Annotated in this window: 28 protein-coding genes and 1 tRNA gene; 15 read left to right on the top strand and 14 right to left on the bottom strand. The window is 69.2% G+C overall.

Annotated elements, in window-relative coordinates:
• The first annotated feature begins 70 nt into the window (after nucleotides 1-70).
• Genes F9C11_RS21945 through F9C11_RS21935 form a run of 3 tightly spaced genes read left to right on the top strand, consistent with a single transcriptional unit; the run spans nucleotide 71 to nucleotide 2,775 of the window.
• Nucleotides 71-1,300 (top strand): cytochrome P450, encoded by a 1,230-nt coding sequence (locus F9C11_RS21945; RefSeq protein WP_409186755.1) that lies wholly within the window; start codon nucleotides 71-73, stop codon nucleotides 1,298-1,300.
• Between the two features lies 1 nt (nucleotide 1,301).
• Nucleotides 1,302-2,312 carry a 2Fe-2S iron-sulfur cluster-binding protein gene (locus F9C11_RS21940; protein WP_409186754.1) on the top strand — a complete coding sequence of 337 codons (1,011 nt, stop codon included), beginning with the start codon at nucleotides 1,302-1,304 and terminating at the stop codon, nucleotides 2,310-2,312.
• 16 nt (nucleotides 2,313-2,328) lie between these two features.
• Entirely contained in the window at nucleotides 2,329-2,775 is a 447-nt protein-coding gene (locus F9C11_RS21935; protein WP_409186753.1) for a hypothetical protein, read from the top strand.
• Here the strand turns inward: F9C11_RS21935 and F9C11_RS21930 are convergent.
• Nucleotides 2,772-3,713, bottom strand: coding sequence for an NADP-dependent oxidoreductase (locus F9C11_RS21930; protein WP_409186752.1), 942 nt, complete (start codon nucleotides 3,711-3,713; stop codon nucleotides 2,772-2,774). The genes F9C11_RS21935 and F9C11_RS21930 overlap by 4 nt on opposite strands.
• 79 nt (nucleotides 3,714-3,792) lie before the next feature.
• Here F9C11_RS21930 and F9C11_RS21925 point away from each other — a divergent pair, with 79 nt between their 5' ends.
• Entirely contained in the window at nucleotides 3,793-4,371 is a 579-nt protein-coding gene (locus F9C11_RS21925; RefSeq protein ID WP_409186751.1) for a TetR/AcrR family transcriptional regulator, read from the top strand.
• Between the two features lie 401 nt (nucleotides 4,372-4,772).
• On the opposite strand, the gene F9C11_RS21920 is transcribed toward F9C11_RS21925, so the two are convergent.
• Nucleotides 4,773-5,594 (bottom strand): hydrolase, encoded by an 822-nt coding sequence (locus tag F9C11_RS21920; protein WP_409186750.1) that lies wholly within the window; start codon nucleotides 5,592-5,594, stop codon nucleotides 4,773-4,775.
• An 80-nt stretch (nucleotides 5,595-5,674) separates the two neighbouring features.
• On the opposite strand from F9C11_RS21920, the gene F9C11_RS21915 reads away from it, so the two are divergent.
• From F9C11_RS21915 to F9C11_RS21895, 5 genes are all read left to right on the top strand, one after another.
• On the top strand, nucleotides 5,675-6,433 hold the full coding sequence (locus tag F9C11_RS21915; RefSeq protein ID WP_409186749.1) for a hypothetical protein: 759 nt from the start codon (nucleotides 5,675-5,677) through the stop codon (nucleotides 6,431-6,433).
• A gap of 158 nt (nucleotides 6,434-6,591) precedes the next feature.
• Nucleotides 6,592-7,434: a lysostaphin resistance A-like protein gene (locus F9C11_RS21910; RefSeq protein WP_409186748.1), complete on the top strand. Its 843-nt coding sequence runs from the start codon at nucleotides 6,592-6,594 to the stop codon at nucleotides 7,432-7,434.
• A 16-nt stretch (nucleotides 7,435-7,450) separates the two neighbouring features.
• Nucleotides 7,451-8,599 (top strand): sensor histidine kinase, encoded by a 1,149-nt coding sequence (locus F9C11_RS21905; protein ID WP_409186747.1) that lies wholly within the window; start codon nucleotides 7,451-7,453, stop codon nucleotides 8,597-8,599.
• Nucleotides 8,596-9,291, top strand: coding sequence for a response regulator (locus F9C11_RS21900; protein WP_409186746.1), 696 nt, complete (start codon nucleotides 8,596-8,598; stop codon nucleotides 9,289-9,291). Before F9C11_RS21905 ends, F9C11_RS21900 begins: the two co-directional genes overlap by 4 nt.
• A 208-nt stretch (nucleotides 9,292-9,499) precedes the next feature.
• Entirely contained in the window at nucleotides 9,500-9,994 is a 495-nt protein-coding gene (locus tag F9C11_RS21895; RefSeq protein WP_409186745.1) for an IclR family transcriptional regulator, read from the top strand.
• A 491-nt stretch (nucleotides 9,995-10,485) separates the two neighbouring features.
• On the opposite strand, the gene F9C11_RS21890 is transcribed toward F9C11_RS21895, so the two are convergent.
• From F9C11_RS21890 to F9C11_RS21880, 3 genes are all read right to left on the bottom strand, one after another.
• A complete protein-coding gene (locus F9C11_RS21890; RefSeq protein WP_409186744.1) occupies nucleotides 10,486-10,779 on the bottom strand; it encodes a hypothetical protein in 294 nt (97 codons plus the stop codon).
• A 315-nt stretch (nucleotides 10,780-11,094) separates the two neighbouring features.
• Nucleotides 11,095-11,168, bottom strand: a tRNA-OTHER gene (locus F9C11_RS21885).
• Nucleotides 11,169-11,285: 117 nt separating this feature from the next.
• On the bottom strand, nucleotides 11,286-12,047 hold the full coding sequence (locus F9C11_RS21880) for a GntR family transcriptional regulator (protein ID WP_409186743.1): 762 nt from the start codon (nucleotides 12,045-12,047) through the stop codon (nucleotides 11,286-11,288).
• A 95-nt stretch (nucleotides 12,048-12,142) separates the two neighbouring features.
• Here F9C11_RS21880 and F9C11_RS21875 point away from each other — a divergent pair, with 95 nt between their 5' ends.
• From F9C11_RS21875 to F9C11_RS21850, 6 genes are all read left to right on the top strand, one after another.
• Nucleotides 12,143-12,388 carry a hypothetical protein gene (locus tag F9C11_RS21875; protein ID WP_409186742.1) on the top strand — a complete coding sequence of 82 codons (246 nt, stop codon included), beginning with the start codon at nucleotides 12,143-12,145 and terminating at the stop codon, nucleotides 12,386-12,388.
• Nucleotides 12,385-12,687: a hypothetical protein gene (locus F9C11_RS21870; protein WP_409186741.1), complete on the top strand. Its 303-nt coding sequence runs from the start codon at nucleotides 12,385-12,387 to the stop codon at nucleotides 12,685-12,687. Before F9C11_RS21875 ends, F9C11_RS21870 begins: the two co-directional genes overlap by 4 nt.
• A complete protein-coding gene (locus tag F9C11_RS21865) occupies nucleotides 12,684-12,851 on the top strand; it encodes a hypothetical protein (protein ID WP_409186740.1) in 168 nt (55 codons plus the stop codon). The genes F9C11_RS21870 and F9C11_RS21865 overlap by 4 nt, the downstream gene beginning before the upstream one ends.
• 451 nt (nucleotides 12,852-13,302) lie before the next feature.
• Nucleotides 13,303-13,518: a hypothetical protein gene (locus F9C11_RS21860; RefSeq protein ID WP_409186739.1), complete on the top strand. Its 216-nt coding sequence runs from the start codon at nucleotides 13,303-13,305 to the stop codon at nucleotides 13,516-13,518.
• Nucleotides 13,519-13,718: 200 nt separating this feature from the next.
• Nucleotides 13,719-14,477 (top strand): hypothetical protein, encoded by a 759-nt coding sequence (locus F9C11_RS21855; protein ID WP_409186738.1) that lies wholly within the window; start codon nucleotides 13,719-13,721, stop codon nucleotides 14,475-14,477.
• Nucleotides 14,464-14,940 (top strand): type II toxin-antitoxin system VapC family toxin, encoded by a 477-nt coding sequence (locus F9C11_RS21850; protein ID WP_409186737.1) that lies wholly within the window; start codon nucleotides 14,464-14,466, stop codon nucleotides 14,938-14,940. The genes F9C11_RS21855 and F9C11_RS21850 overlap by 14 nt, the downstream gene beginning before the upstream one ends.
• 29 nt (nucleotides 14,941-14,969) lie before the next feature.
• Here the strand turns inward: F9C11_RS21850 and F9C11_RS21845 are convergent, their stop codons facing one another.
• From F9C11_RS21845 to F9C11_RS21805, 9 genes are read right to left on the bottom strand one after another with little or no spacing between them, the layout of a single operon-like run.
• On the bottom strand, nucleotides 14,970-15,287 hold the full coding sequence (locus F9C11_RS21845; RefSeq protein ID WP_409186736.1) for a hypothetical protein: 318 nt from the start codon (nucleotides 15,285-15,287) through the stop codon (nucleotides 14,970-14,972).
• Nucleotides 15,284-16,201: an N-acetylmuramoyl-L-alanine amidase gene (locus F9C11_RS21840; RefSeq protein ID WP_409186735.1), complete on the bottom strand. Its 918-nt coding sequence runs from the start codon at nucleotides 16,199-16,201 to the stop codon at nucleotides 15,284-15,286. Before F9C11_RS21840 ends, F9C11_RS21845 begins: the two co-directional genes overlap by 4 nt.
• Before the next feature lie 2 nt (nucleotides 16,202-16,203).
• On the bottom strand, nucleotides 16,204-16,917 hold the full coding sequence (locus F9C11_RS21835) for a hypothetical protein (protein WP_409186734.1): 714 nt from the start codon (nucleotides 16,915-16,917) through the stop codon (nucleotides 16,204-16,206).
• On the bottom strand, nucleotides 16,914-17,159 hold the full coding sequence (locus F9C11_RS21830) for a hypothetical protein (RefSeq protein ID WP_409186733.1): 246 nt from the start codon (nucleotides 17,157-17,159) through the stop codon (nucleotides 16,914-16,916). The genes F9C11_RS21835 and F9C11_RS21830 overlap by 4 nt, the downstream gene beginning before the upstream one ends.
• Before the next feature lie 37 nt (nucleotides 17,160-17,196).
• A complete protein-coding gene (locus F9C11_RS21825; RefSeq protein WP_409186732.1) occupies nucleotides 17,197-17,955 on the bottom strand; it encodes a hypothetical protein in 759 nt (252 codons plus the stop codon).
• Between the two features lie 10 nt (nucleotides 17,956-17,965).
• Nucleotides 17,966-19,120, bottom strand: a complete 1,155-nt coding sequence (locus F9C11_RS21820) for a hypothetical protein (protein ID WP_409186731.1) — start codon at nucleotides 19,118-19,120, stop codon at nucleotides 17,966-17,968.
• Nucleotides 19,117-20,238 carry a hypothetical protein gene (locus tag F9C11_RS21815; protein ID WP_409186730.1) on the bottom strand — a complete coding sequence of 374 codons (1,122 nt, stop codon included), beginning with the start codon at nucleotides 20,236-20,238 and terminating at the stop codon, nucleotides 19,117-19,119. Before F9C11_RS21815 ends, F9C11_RS21820 begins: the two co-directional genes overlap by 4 nt.
• Nucleotides 20,239-20,250: 12 nt before the next feature.
• Nucleotides 20,251-21,165, bottom strand: a complete 915-nt coding sequence (locus tag F9C11_RS21810) for a phage distal tail protein (protein ID WP_409186729.1) — start codon at nucleotides 21,163-21,165, stop codon at nucleotides 20,251-20,253.
• 10 nt (nucleotides 21,166-21,175) lie between these two features.
• Nucleotides 21,176-24,670, bottom strand: a complete 3,495-nt coding sequence (locus F9C11_RS21805; RefSeq protein ID WP_409186728.1) for a hypothetical protein — start codon at nucleotides 24,668-24,670, stop codon at nucleotides 21,176-21,178.
• Nucleotides 24,671-24,922 lie beyond the last annotated feature (252 nt).

Below are 24,922 nucleotides of genomic sequence, written 5' to 3'. Positions count from 1 at the left end.
TTCGCGTGTCGTGGGCCCGGCCCGCGCGGACCTACCTTCTGCCCCGACCCGCACGAAGGAGGCCGCGTCAATGACGACGAACAGCACCACCGCCCCGGACCTGTCCTGGATCGCCGGCATCACCATGGCCCAGCTGGAACGCAACCCCTACGAGCCTTACGAACGGCTGCGCCGCGAGGCTCCGCTTGCGTACGTGCCGGTGCTCGGCTCGCACGTCGCGACGACCGCGGAGATCTGCCGCGAGATCGCCACCAGCCCCGATTTCGAGGCCGTCATCACCCCGGCCGGCGGCCGCACCTTCGGCCATCCGGCGATCATCGGGGTCAACGGCGACGTCCACGCCGACCTGCGCTCGATGGTCGAACCCGCGCTCCAGCCGGTCGAGGTCGACCGGTGGATCGACGGCCTCGTCCGCCCCATCGCCCGTCGGTACCTGGAGAAGTTCGAGAACGACGGCCGCGCGGAACTCGTCTCGCAGTACTGCGAACCGGTCAGCGTCCGCTCCCTCGGCGATCTGCTCGGCCTGAACGACGTCAGCTCGGACAAACTCCGCGAATGGTTCGCGAAGCTGAGCCGGTCCTTCACCAACGCGGCCATGACCGAGGACGGCGAATTCGCCAACCCGGAGGGCTTCGTCCAGGGCGACGAGGCGAAGGCCGAGATCCAGGCGACGGTCGACCCGCTGATCGACAAGTGGATCGCCGAACCCGCCGACACCGCGATCTCGCACTGGCTGCACGACGGGATGCCGCCGGGCAAGACCCGCGACCGCGAATACATCTACCCGACCATCTACGTCTATCTGCTCGGCGCGATGCAGGAACCGGGCCACGGCATGGCCTCGACGCTGGCCGGCCTGTTCAGCGAACCCGACCAGCTCGAGCAGGTGGTGGACGACCCGGCGCTGATCCCGCGCGCGATCTCCGAGGGAATGCGCTGGACGTCGCCGATCTGGTCGGCCACCGCGCGGATCTCGACCAGGCCGGTCACCGTCGCCGGGGTCGACCTGCCCGCGGGCACCCCGGTGATCCTGTCCTACGGCTCGGCCAACCACGACACCGGCGTCTACGAGGCCCCGACCCGCTACGACCTGCACCGGCCCCCGCTGCCGCACCTGGCCTTCGGGGCCGGGAACCACGCCTGCGCCGGAATCTACTTCGCCAACCACGTCATGCGGATCGCGCTGGAGGAGCTGTTCGAGTCGATCCCGAACCTGGAGCGCGACACCTCCTCCGACGTCGAGTTCTGGGGCTGGGGCTTCCGCGGACCGACGTCGCTGCACGTCGCGTGGGAGGCTTGACATGCCGTTCACCGCGACCGCCGGCGGCCGGGCCGTGCCGTGCGAACCGGACCAGCCGCTGCTCGACGCCTTCCTCCGCGCCGGCGTCTGGATGCCGAACTCCTGCAACCAGGGCACCTGCGGCACCTGCAAGCTGCGGGTGGTCGAGGGCGCGGTCGACCACCGCGACTCTCCCGCCGACACCCTGACCGAGGAAGAACGGGCCGCCGGACTGGCGCTGGCCTGCCAGGCCCGGCTCCGCTCGGACGTCGTCGTGGAAACCGCGGACGGCGCGGGCCGGACCACGCACCCGCTGCGCGACCTCACCGCGACCGTCCGCGAAATCCAGGACATCGCCCGCGACACCCGGCGTCTGCGGCTCGGCCTGCCCGAACCGCTGGCGTTCAACGCGGGCCAGTACGTCGAACTCACCGTGCCCGGCACCGGCGTGCGCCGCCAGTATTCGCTGGTCAACACGGCCGACGAGGACAAAGTCCTGGAACTGCACGTCCGCCTGGCGCCCGGCGGAGCGGCGACCGAGCAGTGGATCTTCGCGGACCTCTCCGTCGGCGAACAGGTCCAGGTCACCGGCCCGCTGGGCGATTTCTCCCTGCCCCCGGCGGAAGAGGACGACGGCGGCCCGATGGCCCTCATCGGCGGCGGCACCGGCCTGGCCCCGCTGATCGGCCTCGTCCGCACCGCGCTGTCCCGGGATCCGGCCCGGAAAGTGTTGCTGTACCACGGAGTTCGCGGCGAGGCCGACCTTTACGACCTCGACCTGATGGCCGAACTCGCCGACAGCTACCCGGGGTTCTCGTTCGTCCCGGGGCTGTCTCACGAGCCCGGGAACAGCACGTACCGCACCGGTTTCCCGACCGACCGGTTCCTCGAAGACGTCCCCAGCGCCCGCGGCTGGTCCGGCTGGCTCTGCGGACCGCCGCCGATGGTCGAGGCGGGGGCGAAAGCGTTCAAACGCCGCCGGATGGCGCCGCGGATGATCCACCGGGAGAACTTCACTCCGGCCACGACCTGACCGGAACCGAATCCCCTTGCAGGCCAACCGGTTCTACGCCCGGCACGTCCTCGGCGCAGCTGATCAGCAGCTGCGCCGGGTGCGCGATATGGTCCCGAAGCCGTTCGGCCGCCAGATCCGCATCACGGGCCAACGCCGCTTCGAGGATCGCCTTGTGCTCGCCCGGGAGGTCTCGATCGGTTTCCTGCCCAATGCCGGTACAACTCCGCCTCCTCGCGCAGGCCGCGCCGTGGCGACCAACCTGCGGTTGCGGCAGCCGTCGAACAGGGCCAGAGGGAAGCCGGCGTGCGCCCGGCAGATCGGCCTGGGCTGCGAATACCCCGACCCGCCCGGCGACTGGGGCGGAAACCACCGTTTCTGCGATGTGTTCGAAATCCGCGACGGCCGCATCCAGCGCCTGCGCATCTGTCTCGGCCCGGACTGCGGCGACGCGGACGCCGGGCGGCATCCCTGGCTGCGCTAGAGGTCGATGACGACCTTCCCGTGCACGTGCCGCCCTGCCTGCAGCTCGACCGCGGCCCGGACGTCCTCGACCGGATAGGTCGCCGCGATCGGCACCCGCAGCCGTCCCGCCGCGACCAGGTCCGCGATCTTCTCGAGGGCGTCCGGCGCCGCGTTGGCCCCGTTCCCCGGGGTGATCCCGTCGATTTGAGCGGCGATGGCGGTGATCCGCTCGTCCGGCACGCCGAGTTCGCGGGCCGCCCGCACCGTGTCCGTTCCGTGCAGGTCCATGGCCGCGGTGACGCCAGCGGGAGCCAGCGCCCGCACCCGGTCGACCAGGCCCTCGCCATACGCGACCGGCTCAGCCCCCAATGCGCGCAAGGCATCGGCCGAGGACGCCGACCCCGTCCCGAGCACGCGCGCGCCTGCGATCCGGGCGAGCTGGACGGCGAACACGCCGACGCCGCCTCCCGCACCGCCGATCAGCACCGTGTCGTCCGGACCCGGCTTGACCACGTCCAGCGCCGCAGCCGCGGTACAACCGGCGATCGCCAGCGTCGCGGCGGTGCGGTCGTCGACACCGTCCGGGGTGCGGTGCGCCTCGCCGCCCGCCGCGATCGTCCCCGCCACGTCTACGAGGACGTAGTCGGCGACCGCCCGGGACAGCGCCCCGCCGAACACCCGGTCCCCGACCGCGAACTCGCTCACGCCGTCGCCGAGCTGGTCCACGACCCCGGCGTAGTCGGTGCCGAACCCGCACGGCAGGCTCAGCCCGAACCGCGCGGCCGTCTCCGCGTCGGAAGTCATGAACCAGTCCATCGGATTCAGCCCAGCAGCGGTCACCCTTACGCGAATCTGCCCCGGACCAGCCTGCGGCACCGGCACTTCGCGAAGGCGCAAGGCCTCCGGCCCGCCGAACGCCTCGAACTCGACCGCCCGGCTCGTTTCTTTCCCGCTCACCTGTCTCCTCGAAGCCGAGTAAACGGACTATGCTCCGTTTATATTCTTCGACTCTAGCACAAGTGGAGCGTGATCCGTTTTGGCCGCCGCGAAGACCCCCCGAGCGGACGCGACCCGCAACCGCCAGCAGTTGCTGGACGTGGCGACCCGGCTGTTCGCCGCGGCCGGAACCGAGCCGTCGATGCGCGCGATCGCCGCCGAAGCCGGGGTCGGCATCGCCACCCTCTACCGGCACTTCCCCACCCGGGAGTCCCTGGTGGACGCGGTCTACCAAGACCAGGTCTCGCGGCTCACCACCGGCGCCCGCGACCTGCTCGGCCAACTCGGCCCGGCCGCGGCGCTACGCCGCTGGATGGACCTGTTCGGCGACTGGATCGCGACCAAGAACGGCATGCTCGACACGCTGCTCGCGATGGTCGAATCGGGCGAGATCGCGCACGCCCGCACCCGGACCGAACTGCTCGAAGCCATCGACGCGATCCTCGAAGCAGGCCGCACGAGCGGAGAACTGCGCGACGACGTCCCCGCGGAAGACATCGCCGCCGCCCTCATCGGCATCTTCACCGTGGCCGGTTCCCCCGAACACCAAGCTCTGGCGGGCCGCCTGCTGGACCTGCTGATGGACGGGCTCCGGCACTCCGCCGGCGAGCGGGACTGAAGCGCGGAGCGAGGAGCGCCAGGCCGCGGCCAGGACCGCGTGCGTTCGGGCAGCCTCGCCGACCCGAACGAATACGTGCTCGCGGAAGCACTCCCCGACGGCCGGCTCGAACCGGCCGCGACCGGCGAGTTCGCCGCGCCTTTCGGCCTGGTCCGCAGCCGAGCCGTCGCCCACCCGCACCGCCGGCTCCGGCTTGCGCTCGCGGTTTCCCTGCTGCGCCGCGGAGAATGGGCGACCGGCCTGTCCGAACCGCAGTACATCGCCCTCGCCGCCGACGACGTCCTGGCCGCCGAGACGCTCGCCGCCTACCGCGACCTCGGCGTACCGCACGAACACACCTCCGAAGGCGACTACCGGCAAGTCTGGCACCGAAGTACTCGGCGGCCGGTGGCGCGATCCGGTCAGGTCAGATGGTCGAATTCCCCGCTGACCCAACGGATGTGCGTCTCCGCGGACCGGTGCACGACGGCCTTGGCGTCCGCGTCGATGGTGTCCCCGCCGAGGGTGTACAGCCGGTCGTAGGACCAGCCGTCCAGCCGGTCCACGATCCGCCGGACCACCGCGGCCGACAGCGGGATGTGCTTCGGGAAATTGCGCTGGAACGAGACCCAGTCCGGGGCGAGGCCGCCGCTGATCGTGTCGCCGGACAGGAGCGTGCCGTCCGGGGTGCGCAGCACCGAGCTGCCCAGCATGTGGCCGCCGACCTCGATCAGCTCGACCCCGGGCACCGGCTCGGCGTGCTCGGTCCAGAATTCGAGCACCGGGTCGGTGCGGCCCAGCCATTCCTTGCCCGCGGCGTTCACCAGCACCGGAACCCGCCCGAACGCGTGGCTCCAGCTGACCTGCGCGGCGAACATGTGCGGATGGCTGGTGGCCACCGCGACGACCTCGCCGAGCGCCCGGACCGCGGCGAGAGTGTCCGATTCGATGGAGGTCGGCGGGTCCCACAGCACGTTCCCCCGCGCGGTCCGCACGACGAACGACCACTGCCCGATGCCCACCACCGGCTCCCGCCGCAGGCTGTGCACCCCGCGGCCGTGGTCGCGCTGCAGCACCACGTGCGGTTCGGCGGCCAGCTGTTCGTGCGTCCGCCAGCTCCCGGAATGCGGGCCCAGGTCCCCGCGCTCCTCGATGCCGACCTCGCCCCGGTCCAGCACGCACCGCGGGGGTCCGGGGGTGCCGGGTTGTTCGATGCCGCATCGGTCACAGATCCACAATGTCATGATCGCGATTCTCAAACCTCGACCATGGTAGAGGTCAACTGCTCGTTCCCTCGCGCGCTGCCGCCTGCGATGATGAGCACGTGGACTTGTCCGGCGGCTGCCCGCGGTGCTATTCCCAGCAGGACTTGGCCATCCTCTCCGGCGACGCCGGCTCCGTCCCCGACCGCCTTGTCGTTTCGATCGCGTCCGAAGCCGGGGATCACTGGTCCGGCGAACAATGGCGATTCCTGGGCCGGCGGCTCGCGCCCCGGCTGATCTCGCTGGTGCGAGCCCGGGCGGTCGATCCCGGCCTGGCACCGCGGGTTTTCGGCCCGGACTACGCCGACCTCGCCGGATGGCCGGATGCCGAACGCCGCGCCACCGAGGAAGCGCTGGCCGCTGCCTTGGCGGATGCGCTGGAGCATTGGCCTTCCCGCGCTCTCGTGGCGCTGCTGGGCGGTTTGGCCTGCGGCTACGACGACTTGCGGCCCTGGCTGGCGCGCATCGACCCCGCCACTGGCCCGGCGGCGCTGGGCGGCGTCGTCCGTCTCGCGTGCTGCTGGGCGGCAGACCTGCTGTGGGGCGAGGACGACTGGTTCGCTTGGTGGCACACCGACGATCCCTCGGCCCCGGTGCGCGAATGGACGCTGAGCGAGAAGACCAGGACCGCTGTCGCGCGGTTCAGCCAAGCGCACCCGACGTGCAAGACAGCCCGGGACGCCCTGCTCGCCTACGACCGTCTCGATCGAGGCGAGGACAGTCCCTGGTGGTACCCCGGCTACGGCTGGAACCAGTGGCGATCGCGGGGTCTGCCCGGACACTACGGCTGGCTCCGGCCCCGCGACACACGTCCTGCCTGAGGCGCGCGACGGCCATTCCCCCGGCCGCCGAAGACCGCCGACCAGGTTGTCCCTCCTGAGAGCTACCCGGATTGTCGTTCCCGGCGGGATTCCGCGAACCGACTGGATTCCTAGTCTCTGTCTTGCCCAAGGAAACCGCCGCGGAGAGGACAAGAGCAATGGTTCAGACCAAGGAAACCGGACGGCTGCGCAGATACCGATTCCCGGTGCTGCTGGCCGCGTTCGCCGTCGTGATGCTGGCGAACGCGGCCGTCATGCAGCTGGTGTCGCCCGTCGTCCTGCTCGCCCTGCCGGTGGGGGCCGGGTCCGTCGTCGCCGTGGTGGCCGGGTACCGCAAGCTGTCGCGGGTCGTGGAGCAGCGCACGGAGATCCCCGAGTTCGCCGGGAACCGGATGTGGCCCCAGCTGCTGCGGGGCGCGGCGCTCGGATCCGGGATGTCCGTCCTGCTGCTCCTGCTGATCGGGATGTTCGGCGGCTGGCAGGACCTCTCGGGGGGCTCGCTCTGGGGCTGCCTCGGCGCCGCCGGGCTGATGGCGAGCGTCGCGGTCACCGAAGAGGTGCTGTTCCGCGGCGTGCTGTTCCGGATCATGGAGGAACGCACCGGGACGACGATCGCGCTGGTCCTGTCGTCGCTCATCTTCGGCCTCGCGCACTCGATCAACGCCGACGCGACGCTCTGGGGCGTGCTGTCGATCGCCCTGACCGGCGGGTTGCTGTCGACTTCCGCGTACGTCGCGACCCGTTCGCTGTGGCTGTCGACCGGCCTGCACTTCGCCTGGAACTTCACCAACGCGGGCATCTTCGGCGTCGCGGTGTCCGGCTCGGCCGAGGCGTCGCCCGGGCTGCTGCGGACCACGCTGACCGGGCCTGACGTGCTGACCGGCGGCGTCTTCGGCCCCGAGGCGAGCCTGCTCGCGCTGCTGGTCTGCGCGGTGCCCACCGTCGTCCTCCTGCGCCGCGCCGCCCGCACCGGCCGGATCCGGCGCCGTGCCGCAGCCTGACCAGTACGCTCGCGCGATGCTCCTCCGGTGGCAGAGACTCTCCTCGTCCACAAAAGACAGTGCACTCGCGCTCGCGCTGACCGTCCTGGCGTTCGTGCCGACCGTCTCGTCCGTCGGCCCGCAGCTCGGGGACTTGCCGCAACGCCCGGTCGACGCGCTCGCGGTCGCGCTGGTCCTCGCGCAGGCTGCGCCGCTGGCGATCAGAAGGCGCTGGCCGGCGGCCTGCCTGGCGGTCTCCGGCATCGCCTTCGCGCTGTATCAATCGTTCGGCTACCCGGTCAGCATCGCCGGCCTCGGGTTCTACCTGGCGCTCTTCGCGGCCGGCGCCCACCAGGCCCGGTACCGCCGGGTCACCGCCGCGACGGCCACTGCGGCGTACATCGGGCTGGCGATCGCGTTGCATCTGCTGGGTTCGCCCAGCCAGCCCCAGGTGTTCGTGGTGTTCTTCCTGAGTTCGGCGGCGATGTGGGCGGCCGGGACCGCGATGCGCCGGTGGCGGGCCGAGGAGGCGGAGAACCGCAGGCTGAGCGTCGAGGTGGCGACCGCCGGGGAGCGCGCCCGGATCGCCCGCGACCTGCACGACGTGGTGACCCACCACGTGACCGCGATGGTCGTCCAGGCCGACGCGGCGCAGTTCCTGCTCGACGGGACCCCGGGCAACGTGGGGAAAGGACTCGCCGCCATCAGCGACACGGGCCGCCGCGCGTTGACGGAACTGCGGCACCTGCTCGGCGTGCTCGAAGCGACGGGCGACTCGGCGAAGGCCGACCGGGCACCGGCGCTCGGCCGGGTCAGCGACCTCGTCGAGCAGGCCCGGTTGTCCGGTCAGCCCGTCGAACTGACCAGGCGGGGCGACCATCGCGAGCACGCCGTCGACGTCGAACTCGCGGCGTACCGGGTGGTCCAGGAGGCGCTGACCAACGCGATGAAGTACGCGACCGGCCGCCCGACCCGGGTCGAGATCGAGGATCACCACGACCGGATCGAGATCGAGGTGACGACGGACGGGACCTCCGCGAGCGCCCCCGTCGCCGAGCGGGGCGGCCGCGGCCTGAGCGGGCTGCGGGAACGGGTGCGGATGCTGGGTGGTGAGATGGCAGCCGCGGCCCGGCCCGAAGGCGGGTTCCGGGTGCACGCTCTCATCCCGTCACGGAGGCAGGCATGACTGTCCGGGTTCTGGTGTGCGAGGACCAGGAACTGGTGCGCGCCGGGTACACCACGATCTTCTCGGCGCAACCGGATCTGGAGGTAGTCGGCGAGGCCGCGGACGGCAGGCAGGCCGTCGAAGAGACCCTGCGGCTGCGCCCGGACGTCGTGGTGATGGACATCCGCATGCCCATCGTCGACGGCATCGAAGCCACCCGCAAGCTCGCCGGACCGGGCGTGGACAGCCCGGCGAAAGTGTTGGTGGTGACGACTTTCAACGTCGACGAATACGTCTACGAGGCGTTCAAAGCGGGTGCCAGCGGCTTCCTGCTCAAGGACGCTCCGCCAGCGGAACTGATCAAGGGCGTGCGCACTGTCGCCGCCGGAGACTCCCTGGTGGCCCCGGCGGTCACCCGCGCCCTGATCGGCCGTTTCGCGGAACGCCTGCGCCCCGCCGACCCCACCCACCCGGCCCGAGACCGCGTCCGGCAGACCCTCGCCCGCCGCGAACTCGAAGTGCTCGAGCACATCGCGGAGGGCCTGTCGAACGCGGAGATCGCGGAGAAGCTCAGCATCACCACGGAAACGGTGAAGACGTATGTCTCCCGGATCCTGACGAAACTCGACCTGAGGGACCGCGTGCAGGCGGTGGTTCTCGCCTACCGGGTGGGGCTGGTCGGCGCCGAGCCGTCTTCCGGGGCCATCCACTGATGCTGCAGGGCCAGCGAACCGGCGGTGCTGACCGCGGCAGATGCAGCGGGCGGAGGCCGGACCGGAGGCGGCTTTCCAGTTCGGGGCGGGTCCTTGCTCAGCCGCGTCCGCCTTCCGGCGCAACGCCCGGAGCCGCTATGCCGAGCCCAGCGCACGATCCTCAGATGCGAGCAGAGCTGGAAACCTGGCCCCCGCCGCCCGCCCCTACATGGAGGATCTCTTCCAAGCCACCAGCGAAACCGTCCACCTCGCCGTCCCGGACGGCCGCGAAGTCCTCTACCTCGAAAAAGTGTCCGGCCACCGCCAAGCCCCGTCCCGCGTCGCCGGCCGCATGCCGATGCACTGCACCGCGACCGGCAAGGTCCTCCTCGCCTTCGGCCCGCGAAACCTGGTCGAGGAAGTGCTCGCGTCGCCGCTCGAACGACGCACCCCGCACACGGTCAACGCGCCCGGCGTGCTCCTGAGCGAACTGGCCCGCGCCAAGGCGAACGGGTCCGCCGTCGAGTACGAGCAGACCCGCGTCGGGTACGCCAGCGTCGCCATCCCGCTGACCGGAGCGACCGGTCTGACCACCGGCGCCCTGTCCATCACCGCGCCCACGTTCCGGGCCGACGTGGACAAGTACGCCGGGCTGCTCGCGATGGTCAGCCACCGAATCACCAAGACAATCAGCGCGATGCGCTCCTCGGCGGGGGTCCCGTAGACAGCGGGGCCTGTCGGCGCCGAACCAGCGATCCTCAACGCCTTCGCCGATGCCCAAGAAAACGGTCGACGCTTGTCGCCGCGGCCTGGCTGCACGACATCGGCTCCTCGCCGGAGATCGGGCACACCCGATTTCACCCGCTGGACGGCGCGAGGTACCTCAAGGTCAATGGCTGGCCCGAGGCGATAGTCAACCTAGTCGTGCACCACTCCGGAGCGAGGTTCGAGGCAGAGCAGCGGGGCCTGGCCGACAAGCTCGCCGAATTCCCCTTCCGGGACACTGCGCTCCTGGACGCGCTCGTCACCGCCGACCTGACAGTCGGCCCCCTCGGAGAGCGGGTCTCTTACGACGAGCGAATTTCGGAGCTCCTCTTCCGGTATCCCGCTTCGGGTCCGGTCCACCGAGCGGAAGTAGCGCTTCCGCAGTCGCCGGATTGAAAGGCACGTCACGCGCGCGACGCCCCCAGAACGCGGACGACATCGACGTCGAAATCAAAGCTGCCGCGCTTCTGCTCTGCCGGATTTTCCACCGTCAACAGCGGCAGTTCGCCGACCCCGGACTCCACAGTCGATCAGCACCACAATGATCGCCCAATCCCGCAGTTCGACAAATATTTTCCCATTCGCAGTGACCAGCAGCTCCGTCAGACCATTTTCACGCAAGACAGTCGGCGGATTGCCCGGAACGCGACTGGCCTCCATTTTGCAGAACGGCGACAACTCGAAAATCCCTTCCACATCATCGAGCCAGCACCAGAACTGCTGCAGGTGCCGATACTGCTTCACTATGCAGCTGTGCGCCAGGGACTCCCGGTGCGAAAATTCGGCCGCCGGCGAAGGCATTCGGGAGGCCTTCGTCGTCAAGGCAGTTGACCAGCACGGCCACGCAGTCGAGGTACCCGCCGATCATCGAGTCGGCAAGGTTCTCGGCCCTCAGATGCGTTCCCCAGCCCGAGCCGAGCCCGGATGCCACCTCCGCGGCGGTCAGCGAAACGGCCTTGCTCGAACAGTCCCTTGCTCTACCGCCCCCGCAAGACCTCGCCCCGAGATCGTAGACGAGACCGTTTCCACAGGTCAAACCCTATACAAGGGATGGCAGAGTGGGCCGGGTCGGGCTCGAACCGACGGCCAAGGGATTATGAGTCCCAGTTGCCCCAACCACTGCCTCTACCAGCTAAAACCCAGGTTACCAGCAACCGTAGCGCCATAATCCCTTACATCTCAGGAGGTGCCCGGAACCGCCGAAAATCAGACCCCGACGGCCCCGGGCGAACCACCCGGTCGGAGCAACGTCAGTCCGCGGGCCACTCGTACGACAGCTCGTATCGGTCAGCTGCGAGGATCATGTCGTTCATCTCCAGCGGCGTACCGTCTTCGCCGTAAGCCACGCGCGTCACCGTCACGACGGGAACACCTTCCGCAAGCTGCAGCAGCGACGCCTCGTCCGGCGTCGGCATCCGCGCACCGACGTGCTCGACGAACGAACCAAGCCGGTGACCCGCATCCTCGAGCCGGGCGTAGGCACCGCCGGGCCCGGTGTTGACGTCCTCGATTGCGGTGCCGCGCGTCAGCTCACGCGGGAGGCGCGACACCGCGAGTTGGACCACCAGCCCATCGGCGCGCATCACCCGATCCCGCACCGTGACTTCGGCGCCCTCGTCGATCGCGAGGTGCCGCGCCGCACGAGCGTCCGCTTCCTCGAATCGGATCTTCACTGACGACGACGGCGTGAACCCACGGGTTGCGGCGTCGGCGAGGAACGCACCGCGGTTCTTCGCCCTGGCTTCGCGCGATAGCCGGGACCGAGCGATCCGCTGGATGCTCGCCGGAGGCCGGACGAACACGCCTCGCCCGTGTTCGCTCGTGACGAGACCTTCGGCGCGCAGCATGTCGACGGCGTCGCGGATCGTCGGCCGGGATACGCCGTACGTCTCGACCATCTCGCGTTCGCTCGGCAGCTGGTCACCGGGCGAGTAGCGGCCTGCGGTGATCTTCTCGCGCAGATCAGCCGCGACCTGTCGGAATGCGGGAACACCGCTTTTGCGATCCACCATGCCCTCAAGTATCGCACTGGTTAACTTGTCTTGACCAGTTCTCGCTCATGTGGCACTGTACGTGGCCAAGACATCATGACCAGTGATCAAGGGCGGTGAACATGCGCGGCTGGCGCAACGAACGCAGCGTCCGAACGTTCGATTCGACGGGTCGCCCCGTCACGATCACGACCGGACTCACCACGAACGCTCAAGGCCACCTCACGGTGGGGTTGGCGATCGACAGCCAGGCCGAAACCGGTCCCAGCGCAACCGTTCCGGTCGCCGCCGGTGGCCGCGTGATCTCGAACCTGAACTTGTCGTTTGATGACCTCGCCAAGAAAACGCGGAGGCGGTCGTGAGGGGCACACTGTGCGGCGAACTGCCCGCTGATGAGGTGGCCGCGGCGATCCGCGCGGTGCACCCGATGCGGTCGCCGGATCTCGTACTGCGAGTGCATTCCGACCCGACCGTCGCGCACCGGCGGACCGTGCACCGCTACTGGAGGCAGGAACTGGACGACCCGTCGGTGCGGTGGCTGATCCCCTGGTGCTCCAGCCGCGACCCCTACCCGGAACGCCATGAACGTGGCGAGATCGACCGGACCGGGTTCACGGACGCGGATTGGTGCCCCGGCTGCACCGGGGTGGTCGCGCAATGACGACCCAAACCTGCGAACCAGACGGCAACGCCGAACCTGAGCAGGAACCCGAACCTGCCGAACCAGGCCCGGACGCGAGCCCGGACGAATGGGTGCGGTACGTCAACCGGACGTACCCGCGCCACGGGGTCACCGCTCCCGGGTCGCACATGGGACATCGCTGACATCCCTTATCCCCCGGGTGCCGCGACGGTTCCCCCGACGCTGCCGCGGCACCCGGGTGCGCCCTCACTGAGGTGGGGCGCACGGGCGGTGGCCTACTGGCCCCTTTCCCTCCAGTGCCACCGCCCATCCATCTCCCGGACGCTGCGCTTTCAGCGGTGGCGCGGCGACCGGGACCGCCTGACGGCAGCGACGATTTCCAGATCTGGCGCGCGTCAGGGCCCCGGGCTTGCCGGCGCGGGGCGGTCGGTGGCCGCCGATCAGACGTCCCGGCCACCGACCCACTAGCCACCCTGCGGGGGTGGAAGGGACCGGCAGTCCACAGAAGACGGCCGGCTGCCGGTCCCGTCACCTTGTAACACCAGAGGTGATCAACGCGAACATCTGTAGCAGGACGTGAGCGCAGGAGGGATCCCGATGGCCGAGGCAATGCATCGTAGGAAGTCCGCGCCGATGTCGATCATCGTGCTCCGGCTCGTGATCACGCTCGCGGTCGCGCTCACCTACTGGGCCTTGCACGCAAGCTGGTACGCCGACGGCCAAGGCCAAGGCGTCGGCACAGTCCTGTGGGCCATTTTCGACATCATCGCCACCGTCGTAGCGCTCGCATTCGTCGTCACGCAGCTGATTTTGCTGTACCGCAGGATTACTGACGTGCCGTCCGAGTAGCCGACCCCAGACACGGATCGAGGGCCCCCGCGCGTATGCGCGGGGGCCCTCGGCTTCTGGTGCTTTCGTGTATCAGATCGTGACCAACGGTGAGCTAACGCGCATGCGCGTTGTGCAGATAGTCGAATGCACCCACACTGGTGGTCGGATGGGAGAGGGCGATCACGCACATGGCGAGGCCTGGTGAAGGAGGTGCGGTCGTGGAACTGGAGATCTACGTACACGGGCGGATCGACACAATGGACGCGACCCGCGTCCTGACCGGGTTACAGCACATGGCCGACCTCATCAGTGCACTGGGCGGCGGCCCGGTCCGATTCTCTCGGCTGCAGGACGGCAGCATCGACACCGCACTGCGCCCGATGCAGCACCCGAAGACCACCGACGCCGCGTTCCGGCAAGTACTGGCCGGACTGCGCACAGCGCAGGAGGCACCCGCAATCCCCGCTGGATGGGACGACACGGCACTGAAGGCAGGGCAGGAAGCCACCGGGCTGCTCTGTGCCTTCACTGACGACGGCATGGACCTCACCCTTCGGGATGGCGACACGATCCTGGACAAGCTGCGTGTCACCACGGCATCACGGGACCATCTCAAGGAGGCCGTCGCCCCCCGGCGGGCCAGCATCGGCTCGGTTGTTGGCCGACTGGACTCCCTGAGCGTGCACACGCGATCCGAAGCTCGACTGTGGCCGGACCGCGGCGGCAGGGCTGTGGTTGTCCGTTTTGCCGACACCCAACTGGACACCGTTCGGAGCCTGATCGGCTGCCGTGTCGAGGCCCGTGGAAAGCTGGTTCGGGACTTCCGGGGACGCCCGGTATCACTGCAGCTGCGGGCCATCACGAGGCTGGCGACCTGGGAGGAATCCCCCAGGTTGGGCTCGGCGGCGGGCGTCGCCCCGGCTGCGGTGACATCGAGGGTGCAGGGGCAGCAGGAGGACGTGCGTGGCACGGCCTGACTCCTACACGCTGGCATACCTCGACAGCTGCGTCTTCACTCGGTACTACACCCGGGGCGAAGGATCGCACTTCATTCAGCAGATCATGGACGCAGCCGATGCCCGCCAGTTCGAGATCTGCACGTCGACATTCACCCTCGTCGAGTGCCTCGGCCAGAGCCCCACACCCCGGCCCGATGTCGGCATGGAAGCCAGGGTTCAGAAGCACCTCGACAGTCCGCGAGTAACCCTCGTCGAGTTCTCCCGCGAAGTCGCTCTGCAAGCCCGCGAACTCCACCTGACCAAGCAGTACCGATCCGGCGACGCCATCCACCTCGCCAGCGCCGTCGAAGCCGGAGCTGACGTGCTGTTCACCCTGGACAACGACGATTTCCAGATCGGCCAGCGGGTCAACGGGGTCTGGATCGACAACCCCTATCTGCCCGGCGATCCCAACCTGTTCGACCAAACCGGGACGGACTAATCCGCTCGAACGGGCACCTTCCGAAGAGATCAGTCCAGGTCGGGTCCGCGGGCCACGCCCTCGGCGTACAGCGGGTCGACGCGCGGGGCCGGGGCGTCGTTCGGCTTCGCCCCGGCGACGGCGCCGGTGCCGAGCAGCACGGAGCCGACTGCGATGATCCAGGCGGCGGTGTCGCCGTCGATGTGGACGCCGGCGAGCGCGACGATCCCGACGACGACCGGGACGGTGAGGTAGCCCCAGAGCCCGGCGATCGCCTTGCGGTAGCGGCCGGGCGCGGTACGAAGCCACGCGGCGAGCCGAGCACGGAAGGTGGGTGCGCCGATCGGGTCGGCGTGCTGGCCGGTCACGCGGCGGCCTTGCGGAATCCGGCGGTGCCGGTCACGTCGCGGCCGACGACGGGCGCGAGGACGTAGTCGACCTCGCACAGCAGCACCTCGCCCTTGGCGCGGGCACTGGCGAGTTCAGCCTTGAGCCGCCACGGCCGCGCGGCGTCGACGCGCTGGGATCCGCTCGTCGCCCACAGCTGGTTCGAGTCCGGCCGGTCGCCGGGGGTCGGACCGAAGAACCCGACCTTGGTCACGGTCATGCTCGTCCAGCCGACGCCGATGACGAGTTCGTCGGCGTCGGGCGGCACCGTCATCGTGACCGAGCCGTTCGCCGAGGGGCGCAGTTCGCGGTCGGGCATGTCGTCCTCCTGGTTCTGGGGCGCGCTGCCCCCGGTGTTTCCGCCGCCCGCCGGCGCGGTGCCGAGGGCGGCGATACGGGCACGGAACGCGCCCATGTCGAAGTTCGGATCGGACTTGCGCCCGCGGGGCGAGCACACTTCCTTGTGGCCGAGGACGGCCGAGACCGGCAGGCCGTACGCCGTGCACAGCGCGCGGCACAGCCGGGCGTAGGCGTCGAGCTGTTCCTCCGGCCACGCGGCGGTGCCGGTCGCTTCGGCCTCGATGCCGATCGAGTAGTTGTTCGACCAGGCGTTGTTCAGCACGGCGCCGGCGTGCCAGCAGAGTCCGGCGGCGACGACGTACACGGTGCCGTCACGGCCGAGCACGTAGTGCGCGAGCGGCCCGGCGAGGTCCGCACGGCCGTTCTGGACGACCCTGATCGAGGGCGCGTTCCCGGCGGCGGGCCCAGCGGTGTGGTGACAGACGACGGCTTTCACGCCGGACATCTGGCCGTGGCCGCGCGTGGTCCAGCCGGGCTGCTCGACCACCCGGAGTCCGGCGGACCGGGCGATCGTCGCGAGGGCGGTCAGGTACATGGTCATCCTCCGGTCGTGGGCGGGGCGGCGGAGGGCGGCGTGCTGCTGCCCGGGTCGACGCACGCCTTGCCCTGGTAGGTGGATCCGTCGGGTGCGGTGATCACGGCGTCGCGCAGCACGTAGCCGTCAGGGCAGGACGGGCCGGGATCGCCGCGATCGCCCTTGTCGCCTTTCGCGCCCTGTTCGCCGGTGTCGCCCTTCGCTCCGGCCACGCCGCGGCATTCGTCGTGCGCCGCGCAGTAGGAAGCGACCAGTGCGGTGTAGTCCGGGGCTGGCGCGTCGGTGCCGTCCTTGCCGTCCTTCGGCGCGGGGACGCGTGCGAGGACGGCGTTGGTGAGCGCGTCGAAGTCGGGCGACACACCGTCTGCGCCGCGGCATTGGTCGCGCAGCGAGCAGTAGTCGTCGACTGCCTGCCGGGCGGCCTGGCGCAGCGTCGTCGGGTCGACAGGCACGGCGACCGGCGCGGGCGGCTGCACGACCGGTGTTCCGCCGAGCGCTTTCACCTGCGCGGCGAGCCGCCCGATGTCCGCGCTGCGGGCGTCGCTGGTGCGCTGCAGCGATGCGATCTCCGAGCCTTGCCCGAAGAACTGCACGGCGAGCCAGACGACCCCGCCGAGGGCGAGCAGCGCGCCGAGCCACAGCAGCCGGTGCGCGCGCCGGTCCCGGCTCTTCTCCGCGGCCGGCTGCACGATGGTCCGGTCGATCTCACCCGTCATGAGTCACCTTCCCGACGCTTGAGCAGCTCGGCGAGCACCTCGGCGATCGCTTCGCTCCGGTCGTCCTCGTCTTCGTCGTCGTCCTCGTCCGGCCCGTCGAGAAGACGGTCGATGACCTTCTCGGCGGCGCGGCGGCGTTCCCGTTTCGAGCCGCGGTTGATGGCGTAGATGGCGGTGACGATGCCGCCGATCGAGGTGATGACGGCCGCGATTCCCGGGAGCAGCGACGCGAGATCACTCAACTTCGCCCCCTTTCGTGCACAGTGGACGGTCGCGCCGTCAGTGGTAGGCGGGGTTGACGTCGTAGAAAGCCTTCGAGATCCCCTGGCACTGCCGGGGGAATACTTGCGAGAAAGCGTTGCCGCCGGTGGAGTTCCATGCCCTGATGCGGACTTCGATGGTCTTCTGCATCGCGCTCTGCGGGAGCAGCAGCATCTTGCTGATGCTCCTGATGTCGGTCGTGTTCGCCGCCACGGACTGCGCGTCGGTCGAGGATGAAGCGATCACAGACCCGGCAAGAAGGACCTCGACCCAGATGTTGAACGTGCTCGCCAGCGTGCCGTTTTCAAGGTTGAGTTCGGCTCCGACCCACAACGCCGGGTTGAAAGCGCCGCCGTATCCGTCGGCCACGACCTGCGCGGTACCGGCCGTGGTATTGCCGCCGTAGCCCCATCTGGCCTGCCCGCCCAAGGTGATCGACATGCCGGGGTTGGACAACCCGTACCCGGCGCTCTCGTCGAGCGACCACATCGTGGTCCCGGACAGGTCGAGCATCCGGGCGGCTTTACCGGAGTAGACCATCGAGTAGAACGTCTCGAAGATCGGCTGCCCCGCCCCGTTCAAGATCCTGACTTTGGCGCCGCCGTTCGGGTCGTTCGGGTCCGGCAGCACCTCGAAGTCCGCTACCCCGTTGTGGCCGATGGAGAAGGGGAACTTGGACTGGCGGGTGAGCGCGTCGATCTTTTCCTCGAGTTCGCGGATCTTGTTCTTGAGGAAGTCCGGCGAGTCGGGCCGTTCGACCCGGTCGTTGGCGACCACGGCACACCTCCTAGTCGGCGCGGACAGCCTGCAGCTGGTGGTCGACGCGGTCGCGCGGCGTGGAGCCGCCGCGGGACGTCCCGATCAGCCGCCACCGGTAGTTCCCGTCCGGGAGCCAGATGTGGTCTGTCACCGAGTAGGTGACGAAATGGCCCGGGGTGTAGGAGCCCAGCTGCGGGTCCGCGTCGGCCAGCACCGTGGCCTGCCACTGCTGGGGCTGCCCGGCGGCCAGACTGAGGTTCGCTGTCGCCCAGGCGTCCAGAGTGGACTGGACGCTGGCGTCGGTGTGGCTCGTGTTGATGTCGTCGGTCAGCGGCCATCCGGACGAGATCAGGTCCGTCGCGCTCGCCATCCCGTAGAGCTGGCCGGCTTCTTGCCCGGCGCCCTTGACGATCGCGCGGGTCGCGGTCGAGCGGATCCCGCCGGAGATGGCCAGGTTCGTCAGCGTGCGCCGGTAGAAGAACCGCAGGTCGACACCGGGCTGGGTGAGCCACGGTGTGCCGATGAGCATGCGGTGCCGGATGTAGCGGGCGCCGCCGACGGTGGTGAGGTAGGGCTGGAACAACACGTCCGGCCCACCGTCCACCTGGGTCAGCTCGCGCAGGCGTTGCCCGCCGGGCGCGATGTCGTAGCCGTGGTAGGTGCGGGTGTTCGTCCCGGCCGGGTCGATGTCCGGCAGGTCGATCGGCAGATTCGAACCCGGGATATAGGACATGTTGATCTGGTGGTTGACGATCTCCCGGGCGATCCGCCACAGCGTGCCGGTCAGGGTCACGTCCGCGGCCGGGTCGGTCAGCCGCTGCCCGGCGCCGGGGTTCCACGCCGCGTTGTGCAGCGCGCGCCGGTCCAATATGTCCCAGATCCCCTTGCCCGACACCGTGAACACGGCCTCGTCCGACGACGGCTCGTACGGGGTGATCGGCCCCGCCTGGCACACCTGATCGCCCCGCAGCACCGCGACGCTGGTCTTGTCCGGGACGCACCACTCTCGCACCTGCCGGGTGCGTTCCGCGCCGTCGATCGGCACCGTGATCTTCCAGAATCCGGCGTCGTTGATCTGCGCCGCCCATTCCGGCTCGGCCGCCAGACTGAGGTCGGCGGCGACCTTGCCGGTGACGGTGTCGTAGGCGACGGCGGAGTACTCGCGTTCGGCGGGTGCGGTCATGCTGGCTTCACTGTGACGGTCAGGCGGTGACCGGGGTTGCCGTTGATGACGGCGTTGTTGCCCGCGGGACCGGTCCACCGGTTGAGGGCCATGACCACGGTCCGCGCGCCGGTCAGGACGTTGTCGGAACCGCCGGCGTAGGTGTAGGGCAGCGCGACGGTGCCGGTCCTGCCGTCGGCAGGCTGGATCGACAGCGGACCCGCCAGGTTCGCGCCGGACGCGCTGCCGTCGCGGGGCACGAAATCAAAACCCCCGCCCGTGCCGCACGTCATCGCGAGCTGCGCGTCGAAATCCAGCTGGTACGGCCATCCCGGGTCCGGAATGGACACGCTGGCGAGCGCGAAAGGGAACGTACTCACGGTCACTGAGGCGAACTTCGGCGTCTGGTACGTCTTCGGCGTGAGGCCGCGCCACGTCGTGCCGTCCCAGATCCGGATCCCGTTGTACCAGCTGAGATCTCCCGGCATGTAGCCCGGATCCGTGAGCGAGTCACCGGGCAGCAGGACCCGGACTCCGCCGATGAGACCGGTGGAGCGGCGCAGGTCGGTCAGGGTGATCGTCCCGCCTGTCGACACCTGCGCGCGGGCGAGGATGATGCCCACGCCGCCGCCGGCCGCCTGCGACGGCACGGGCGCGGTGGCCCAGTTGGTGACCGCGCCGGTCGAGTCCGCCGTCACCGGGTCGGCCGGAGTCGGCCCCGGGCTGCCGGTGATGACCTGGATCGCGACCGGGCCCTCCGCCGGCACGACGTCGCCGAGCGCCGCGTCGTAGATGCGGAGGACGACGAGGTCGTTGCGCGGGTTGGTCGCGGGCGCGGGATCGCAGGTCACGCTGACCGCGGCGGGAACCCGCCACGCCGTGTACGGGCCCTGGCCCGGGCGGTTCACGACCGCGCTTCCGGGCTGCACCGTCATCGTCAGCCCGGACGACACGGTGACCCGGAAGTCGTACGCCTGCGTGCCGTCGCTCGCGGTGCTGATCACCCCGGACCGGTTCGCCGACAGCGGCGCGTTCTGCGAGGCCCCCAGGAAAAGGCTCTGAAGGAGCGCCCGGCCTTGGCGAGCGTTGTTGCGCTGCTGCAGAGTCCACGCGCCGGTGGCGCTGGCGTTCGTCGTCATCCCGGCCCCCTCCTATTCGTCGGCGTCGCGCCAGAACGCTTGGACCTGGCCCGCGCCGATGCCGGTGAACTGGATCGCCCGGGACGCCCCGGGCGGAATGCTGATGAACCGCGCGCTTCCGAGCGCGCCGGTGCGGTCGACGCCGTCGAGCGTCACCGGGGTCGTGGTGAACGGCGAGCAGTCGATCCTCAGCGTCTGGCCCGCGACGACCGTCCCCGTGTAGGCGAGGATTCCGCCGGTGGCAGGGTCGACCAGCGTCGGGTTCTGCAGCGACGACGGCGTGGTGATGAGCAGCAGCGGCCACGTCGTCGCCGTGCCGTCGTTCTGCATCGCCAGCACGTTCGTGCCGTTGCCGGACACGCCCCAGTCCAGGCCGCCCGGCGAGCCCGCCGCCCAGTCGAGACCACCCGGGGAACCCGCCGCCCAATCCAGGCCGTCAGCGGAGACGTTCGCGAGCGTCGCCTGCGCTGTCCGCTCCACAGTGGACAGCCACCGCGGATCCGCCGCGTAAAGGTCGAGCTGCCAATCCGCCCCGCCGTTGGCGTCCCACCACGACCACTTACGGCCCGCCTCGGCCAACTCGACCGTGATCTGCCGCGGCAGCACCCCGTCGTCGACCACGAGCAGCTGCTGCGACCCCTCCGGGAACAAGCCCATGAACCGGCGACGCGCGTCGATCAGCATCGGCCACGGATCGCCGGCGACCGGCATGCACCAGCCCTGCAGCGACATCGACCGACCCGCCAGATACGAGCGGGACCGGTACGCGCCCGACCCGAAAGGCCGCTCGGTGATATGGGTCTTGCGGCCAGTGCCGTTGCGAAGATCCGTTTCAGGGACCGACCAGCGGCACCCGAACGCGTCGGTGCCGCCGGCCGCCCACGACCCGATCGTGAACGTTTCCTGCATCCGGTCGGTCAGCACCACGAGAGCCCCCTCACCGCAGCATCCACGCGAGCTGACTCGACACCATCGCCGCGATCCGATGCGGATCCGACTCCGCGGTGTGGATCATCACCGGCGGAACATCCCCACCCCGGCCTGATGACTGGGCTGGTTGCTGGATCACGATCCGCGGCGAGAAATGCTGCACTGACGCCGTTCCAGCAAGGATCTGCCGCTGCAGCGGGGGGTCTTCACCGCGGTTGATCGCCTTGAGCAGAGACAGATTGCGAGCGGTGTCCCTCGCGTTGACGACGAACTCTTTGTTCGACACCCACGCCGGGATCATGTCCTGCCGCGGTCCGCCTGGCCCGAACAGCAAACCTCCGGCGGTGACGTCGACTGGGCCGCCGCCCGCGTACCGCTTCACACCGTGGTGGGTGATCAGACCACCGTCGGCTGCGAAGTCAGCCCGGTTCGCTCCGCGGGGCATAACCGGAATGCTGTAGGTCGCCGTGATCTTCATCGACCGGTCGCGGGCGGCCTGGTTCAGCGCGGCCTCGGCCTCCCGCACATCGGCCTTGGCGTGCACCTCAGCCCAGGTACCGTCAGCGTTCAGTTTCCACAGCCGCACCGCCCCGGTGGCCGGGTCGGTCGTTGCGAACGTGGTCGTAGTGGCACCGGTCGAATCGGTCGTCTGCTTCCACTGCCGCACCTTGCCCGTCGCGGGGTCGATGTCGGTCGTGGTTCGCGTCTTGCCTTCCGTCCGATTCGTGACGGTCTGCCAGTTCGCCACTGCCGATCCCGCAGGGACCGTGTTGCCGTAGACGGACACGGTTCCCTTGGTCTGGTTGATGTTCGCGATCAGCACGTCCGCGGCGTGCTTGCCCTCTGCGGTGTTCGCGAACACCTGGAAGGTGCCGTCCGGCAGGCTGACGATCTGGTAGCCGAGCTTCCCGAGCGCGTCGACCGCTTGCTTGTCGTTGGCGGTCAGCTTCACGGACGCGCCCGGCGGCAGCTTGGTCAGGTCCGAGACGACCCGTTTGATCTTGTCCTGCGCCTCGGTGTCGCCTTCCAAACCGAGCGTAGTGACGATGTCCGCCGGGACCAAGCCGTAGTGCTGCAGCAGCTTCTGCACCTGGGAATCGTTGAGCCCCAACTGCTTGAGCTGCTTCGCGAACTCGTCGCGCATCGAGCCGAGCTTGCCGGTGATCTCGTCCGCAGACGACCCGCCGTCCTTCATCGCCTGTCCGACCGACGCCATTTTCGCAGCACTCTGTTGCAAGACGTCCTGCAGCTTGGAACCGGCCTCGCTGGTCGTATTGACCGCGCCCGCGGAGTCGATCAGATCCTTGATGTGGCCCCGCAGGTTCAAGCCCTTGAAGTTCTTGCCGATGTCGCGCAGCTCGTCGTTCCACGCCTGCATGGCTTCCTCGACCGATGGAGCCTGGCCGGCCATGACGCGCAGAATGTCGATGATCTTCTGGCCCTTGGTAGCCGTGTCCCCGGCAGTCGCGTTCAGCGCTTCGAACGCGCTATCGAGGTCGGCTACCGCGACGTTCGCCGCATACATCGCCGGCGTGGTGCCGCGCGCAACCGCGGATTCGACGGACCGCTGAGCCTTGGCGAATTCCTCCGCTCTCTGCCCCGCTTCCTGCAGCGCACGAGCTTCCTGGTTGGTCGATGTGATCGCGTCCAGCGTCTGGATCAGATTCGCCTTCTGCGCGTCGGTGAGGTTCAGGTTGTGCAACCGGACCGCGGACAGTTGGTTGACCAGATCGGAGGCGTTGCCGCCCTGCTTGGCGAACGTATCCGCTGCTTCCAGGACTGTCGGGATCATGTCCCGGTTCGTCTTGGTGGTCGAAAGCAGCGCCGAGATGTGGGTCTTGGCCTGCTGGTTGTAGGCGTCAAGCGCGGCACCGCCGCTCAGCACGGCTTCGCTGGTCTGCTTCACGCCGGCGCCGAACACCTGCGAGTTGCGGAACGCGTTGCTGTCCGTCAGCGCTTTCTGAGTCGCTGCGCGGACGTTCGCGCCGATCGCGTTGTTGTCCTCCAGGTAGGCCTTGGTCAGGTCGGTGACGGCCTGTTTTTGCTCGGCGGCGCGGATCGCGGCGTCCTGCGCTTTCTTGCCCCACACGGAGAGCAGAAGACCGCCGAGGCTCAGTGCGACGCCCAGGGGGTTGAATCCGCCCGTCACCAGCGCGCCCATACCGGCCTTGAACTTCGACGTGCCAGCCGATTCGGCCTCAGCCAGGGACTGCTTGAACGCGTTGGTTCGCTGACCGCTCGCATCCAGTTGCGGCGTCAACGCTTTCAGCCCAAAACCAGTCTCCGCCAAGGAAGTGCCGAAAATCTTCGCGATCCCGTTCGTCGCGAGCAGCGAGCCGCCGACCTGGCCGATCGGTGCCGTCCACGAGCCCAGCATGCTGGCGAACGCCTGCACGATCGCGAGACCGCCGGAGACCGTGCCGAGGAACCCGGAAGTGGTGCTCTGCAGCAACGGCATCCCCGACGAGGTCAACGTCAGCGCGATGCCTTCGACCTGGTTCAGCGCGCCGCGGAACTGGTCCAGCGGTCCGCTCGAACCAGCAGCCAGGTTGGCCAGCAGCTGCCCGAGGAACCCTTCCAGGTCCCGGACGACACCACCGAGCTTCACCATGCTGTTGCCTGCAGCATCGGACTCAGACGACGCATTGATCAGGAAGTCCGACAGCCCCGCGCCGGTCTGGCCGACCAGGGAACGGAATCCGCTGATAGCCGACGATGAGCGCGCAGTCGAGATCGCCACGCCAGGCATCGCGTTCTCGGCGAAGTCCGTGACGGCACCGACCAATTCCTTGACAGCCGGCGCGCTCGCTTTGAAAACGCCGTCGACCTCCGGGCGCAGCTTCTCCCACGACTCCCGCAGTTGTCCCGACGCTTCGACGAGCGGCCCTTCGAGAACCCCGGCCATCCGTTTGGCGTCCCCGATGACGTCGTCGGCCAGTCGTCCATAGGACTCGGTGATTGCGTCGTTGCCGGACAGCAGTTTCGCACCCACGCCTGCCACGAGCCCAGGGAGAGCCGCCAGCGAAACAGCGACGCCTGCTGCGCCGATCGCGGCCGCAGCAGGCAGACCGACCGACAGGCCGAGGAAGAGTTTCGCGTCGAACGCGGCGTTCGCGCGCGCCGCCACACGGGAGATTGTCTGCTCGACACGCTTGCCGGACCGGTCGACGTCGTTCTCGGCGTCCCGCTGTGCTTTCGCGTACCGCTTTGTCGCTTCCTCCGTCCGGAGCGCCGCGGCCTCTACCTTCCGCAGGTTTGAGGCGTGCTCTTCCTCCGCAGCGGCGAGTTGAGTGACTGTGGACTTGGAGTTGTTCCGTACCTCAGCCAGTCGAGCCTCAGAGACCCGGGCGCGGCCAGCTGCGTCGGCCTCCTCGTCGATGGCTTTCCGAAGGTCCCGGCCAGCTGCTTCGAGTTCGCGAGTGCTCTTCCCCGCGGCCTGCATCTTCGCGGCATAGTCGGCGATGTCCGCGCGCAGCTTCACCGAGACGGTCCGGTCAGCCATTCCGCCTCCTCAGCTCAGCAGGCCACACCACCAATGCGGATGGTTGCGGCGCGTCCTCGTACTCCTTGCGCTGCTTCTCGATCGCAGTGCAGCGATGGCACCGGTGCGGTGGCTCAGCGTGGTAGGAGCCTTCGTTGTCCGGGCTGGTGGTTTCTGGCAGGTAGCCGCCGCAACCGCGGCAGACAAGACGCTCGTAATCGAGGTACGCCAGCACCAGCGACCGATCGGTGTCCGTCCACTCCGGGGCGCGGG

Origin of the sequence: Amycolatopsis sp. VS8301801F10 (assembly GCF_046195355.1) — a bacterium.
GTDB lineage: Bacteria > Actinomycetota > Actinomycetes > Mycobacteriales > Pseudonocardiaceae > Amycolatopsis.
Note: the sequence above shows the minus strand (reverse complement) of the source record. Positions and strands in the feature narration are given on the sequence as shown.

What these genes read in the sequence shown, in the direction of transcription:
- F9C11_RS21805 (WP_409186728.1), bottom strand. Translation starts at nt 24,670, where the DNA reads ATGGCTGACCGGACCGTCTCGGTGAAGCTGCGCGCGGACATCGCCGAC.
- F9C11_RS21865 (WP_409186740.1), top strand. Translation starts at nt 12,684, where the DNA reads ATGACGACCCAAACCTGCGAACCAGACGGCAACGCCGAACCTGAGCAG.
- F9C11_RS21815 (WP_409186730.1), bottom strand. Translation starts at nt 20,238, where the DNA reads ATGACGACGAACGCCAGCGCCACCGGCGCGTGGACTCTGCAGCAGCGC.
- F9C11_RS21940 (WP_409186754.1), top strand. Translation starts at nt 1,302, where the DNA reads ATGCCGTTCACCGCGACCGCCGGCGGCCGGGCCGTGCCGTGCGAACCG.
- F9C11_RS21860 (WP_409186739.1), top strand. Translation starts at nt 13,303, where the DNA reads ATGTCGATCATCGTGCTCCGGCTCGTGATCACGCTCGCGGTCGCGCTC.
- F9C11_RS21880 (WP_409186743.1), bottom strand. Translation starts at nt 12,047, where the DNA reads ATGGTGGATCGCAAAAGCGGTGTTCCCGCATTCCGACAGGTCGCGGCT.
- F9C11_RS21900 (WP_409186746.1), top strand. Translation starts at nt 8,596, where the DNA reads ATGACTGTCCGGGTTCTGGTGTGCGAGGACCAGGAACTGGTGCGCGCC.
- F9C11_RS21945 (WP_409186755.1), top strand. Translation starts at nt 71, where the DNA reads ATGACGACGAACAGCACCACCGCCCCGGACCTGTCCTGGATCGCCGGC.
- F9C11_RS21820 (WP_409186731.1), bottom strand. Translation starts at nt 19,120, where the DNA reads ATGACCGCACCCGCCGAACGCGAGTACTCCGCCGTCGCCTACGACACC.
- F9C11_RS21905 (WP_409186747.1), top strand. Translation starts at nt 7,451, where the DNA reads ATGCTCCTCCGGTGGCAGAGACTCTCCTCGTCCACAAAAGACAGTGCA.
- F9C11_RS21895 (WP_409186745.1), top strand. Translation starts at nt 9,500, where the DNA reads ATGGAGGATCTCTTCCAAGCCACCAGCGAAACCGTCCACCTCGCCGTC.
- F9C11_RS21920 (WP_409186750.1), bottom strand. Translation starts at nt 5,594, where the DNA reads ATGACATTGTGGATCTGTGACCGATGCGGCATCGAACAACCCGGCACC.
- F9C11_RS21910 (WP_409186748.1), top strand. Translation starts at nt 6,592, where the DNA reads ATGGTTCAGACCAAGGAAACCGGACGGCTGCGCAGATACCGATTCCCG.
- F9C11_RS21840 (WP_409186735.1), bottom strand. Translation starts at nt 16,201, where the DNA reads ATGTACCTGACCGCCCTCGCGACGATCGCCCGGTCCGCCGGACTCCGG.
- F9C11_RS21835 (WP_409186734.1), bottom strand. Translation starts at nt 16,917, where the DNA reads ATGACGGGTGAGATCGACCGGACCATCGTGCAGCCGGCCGCGGAGAAG.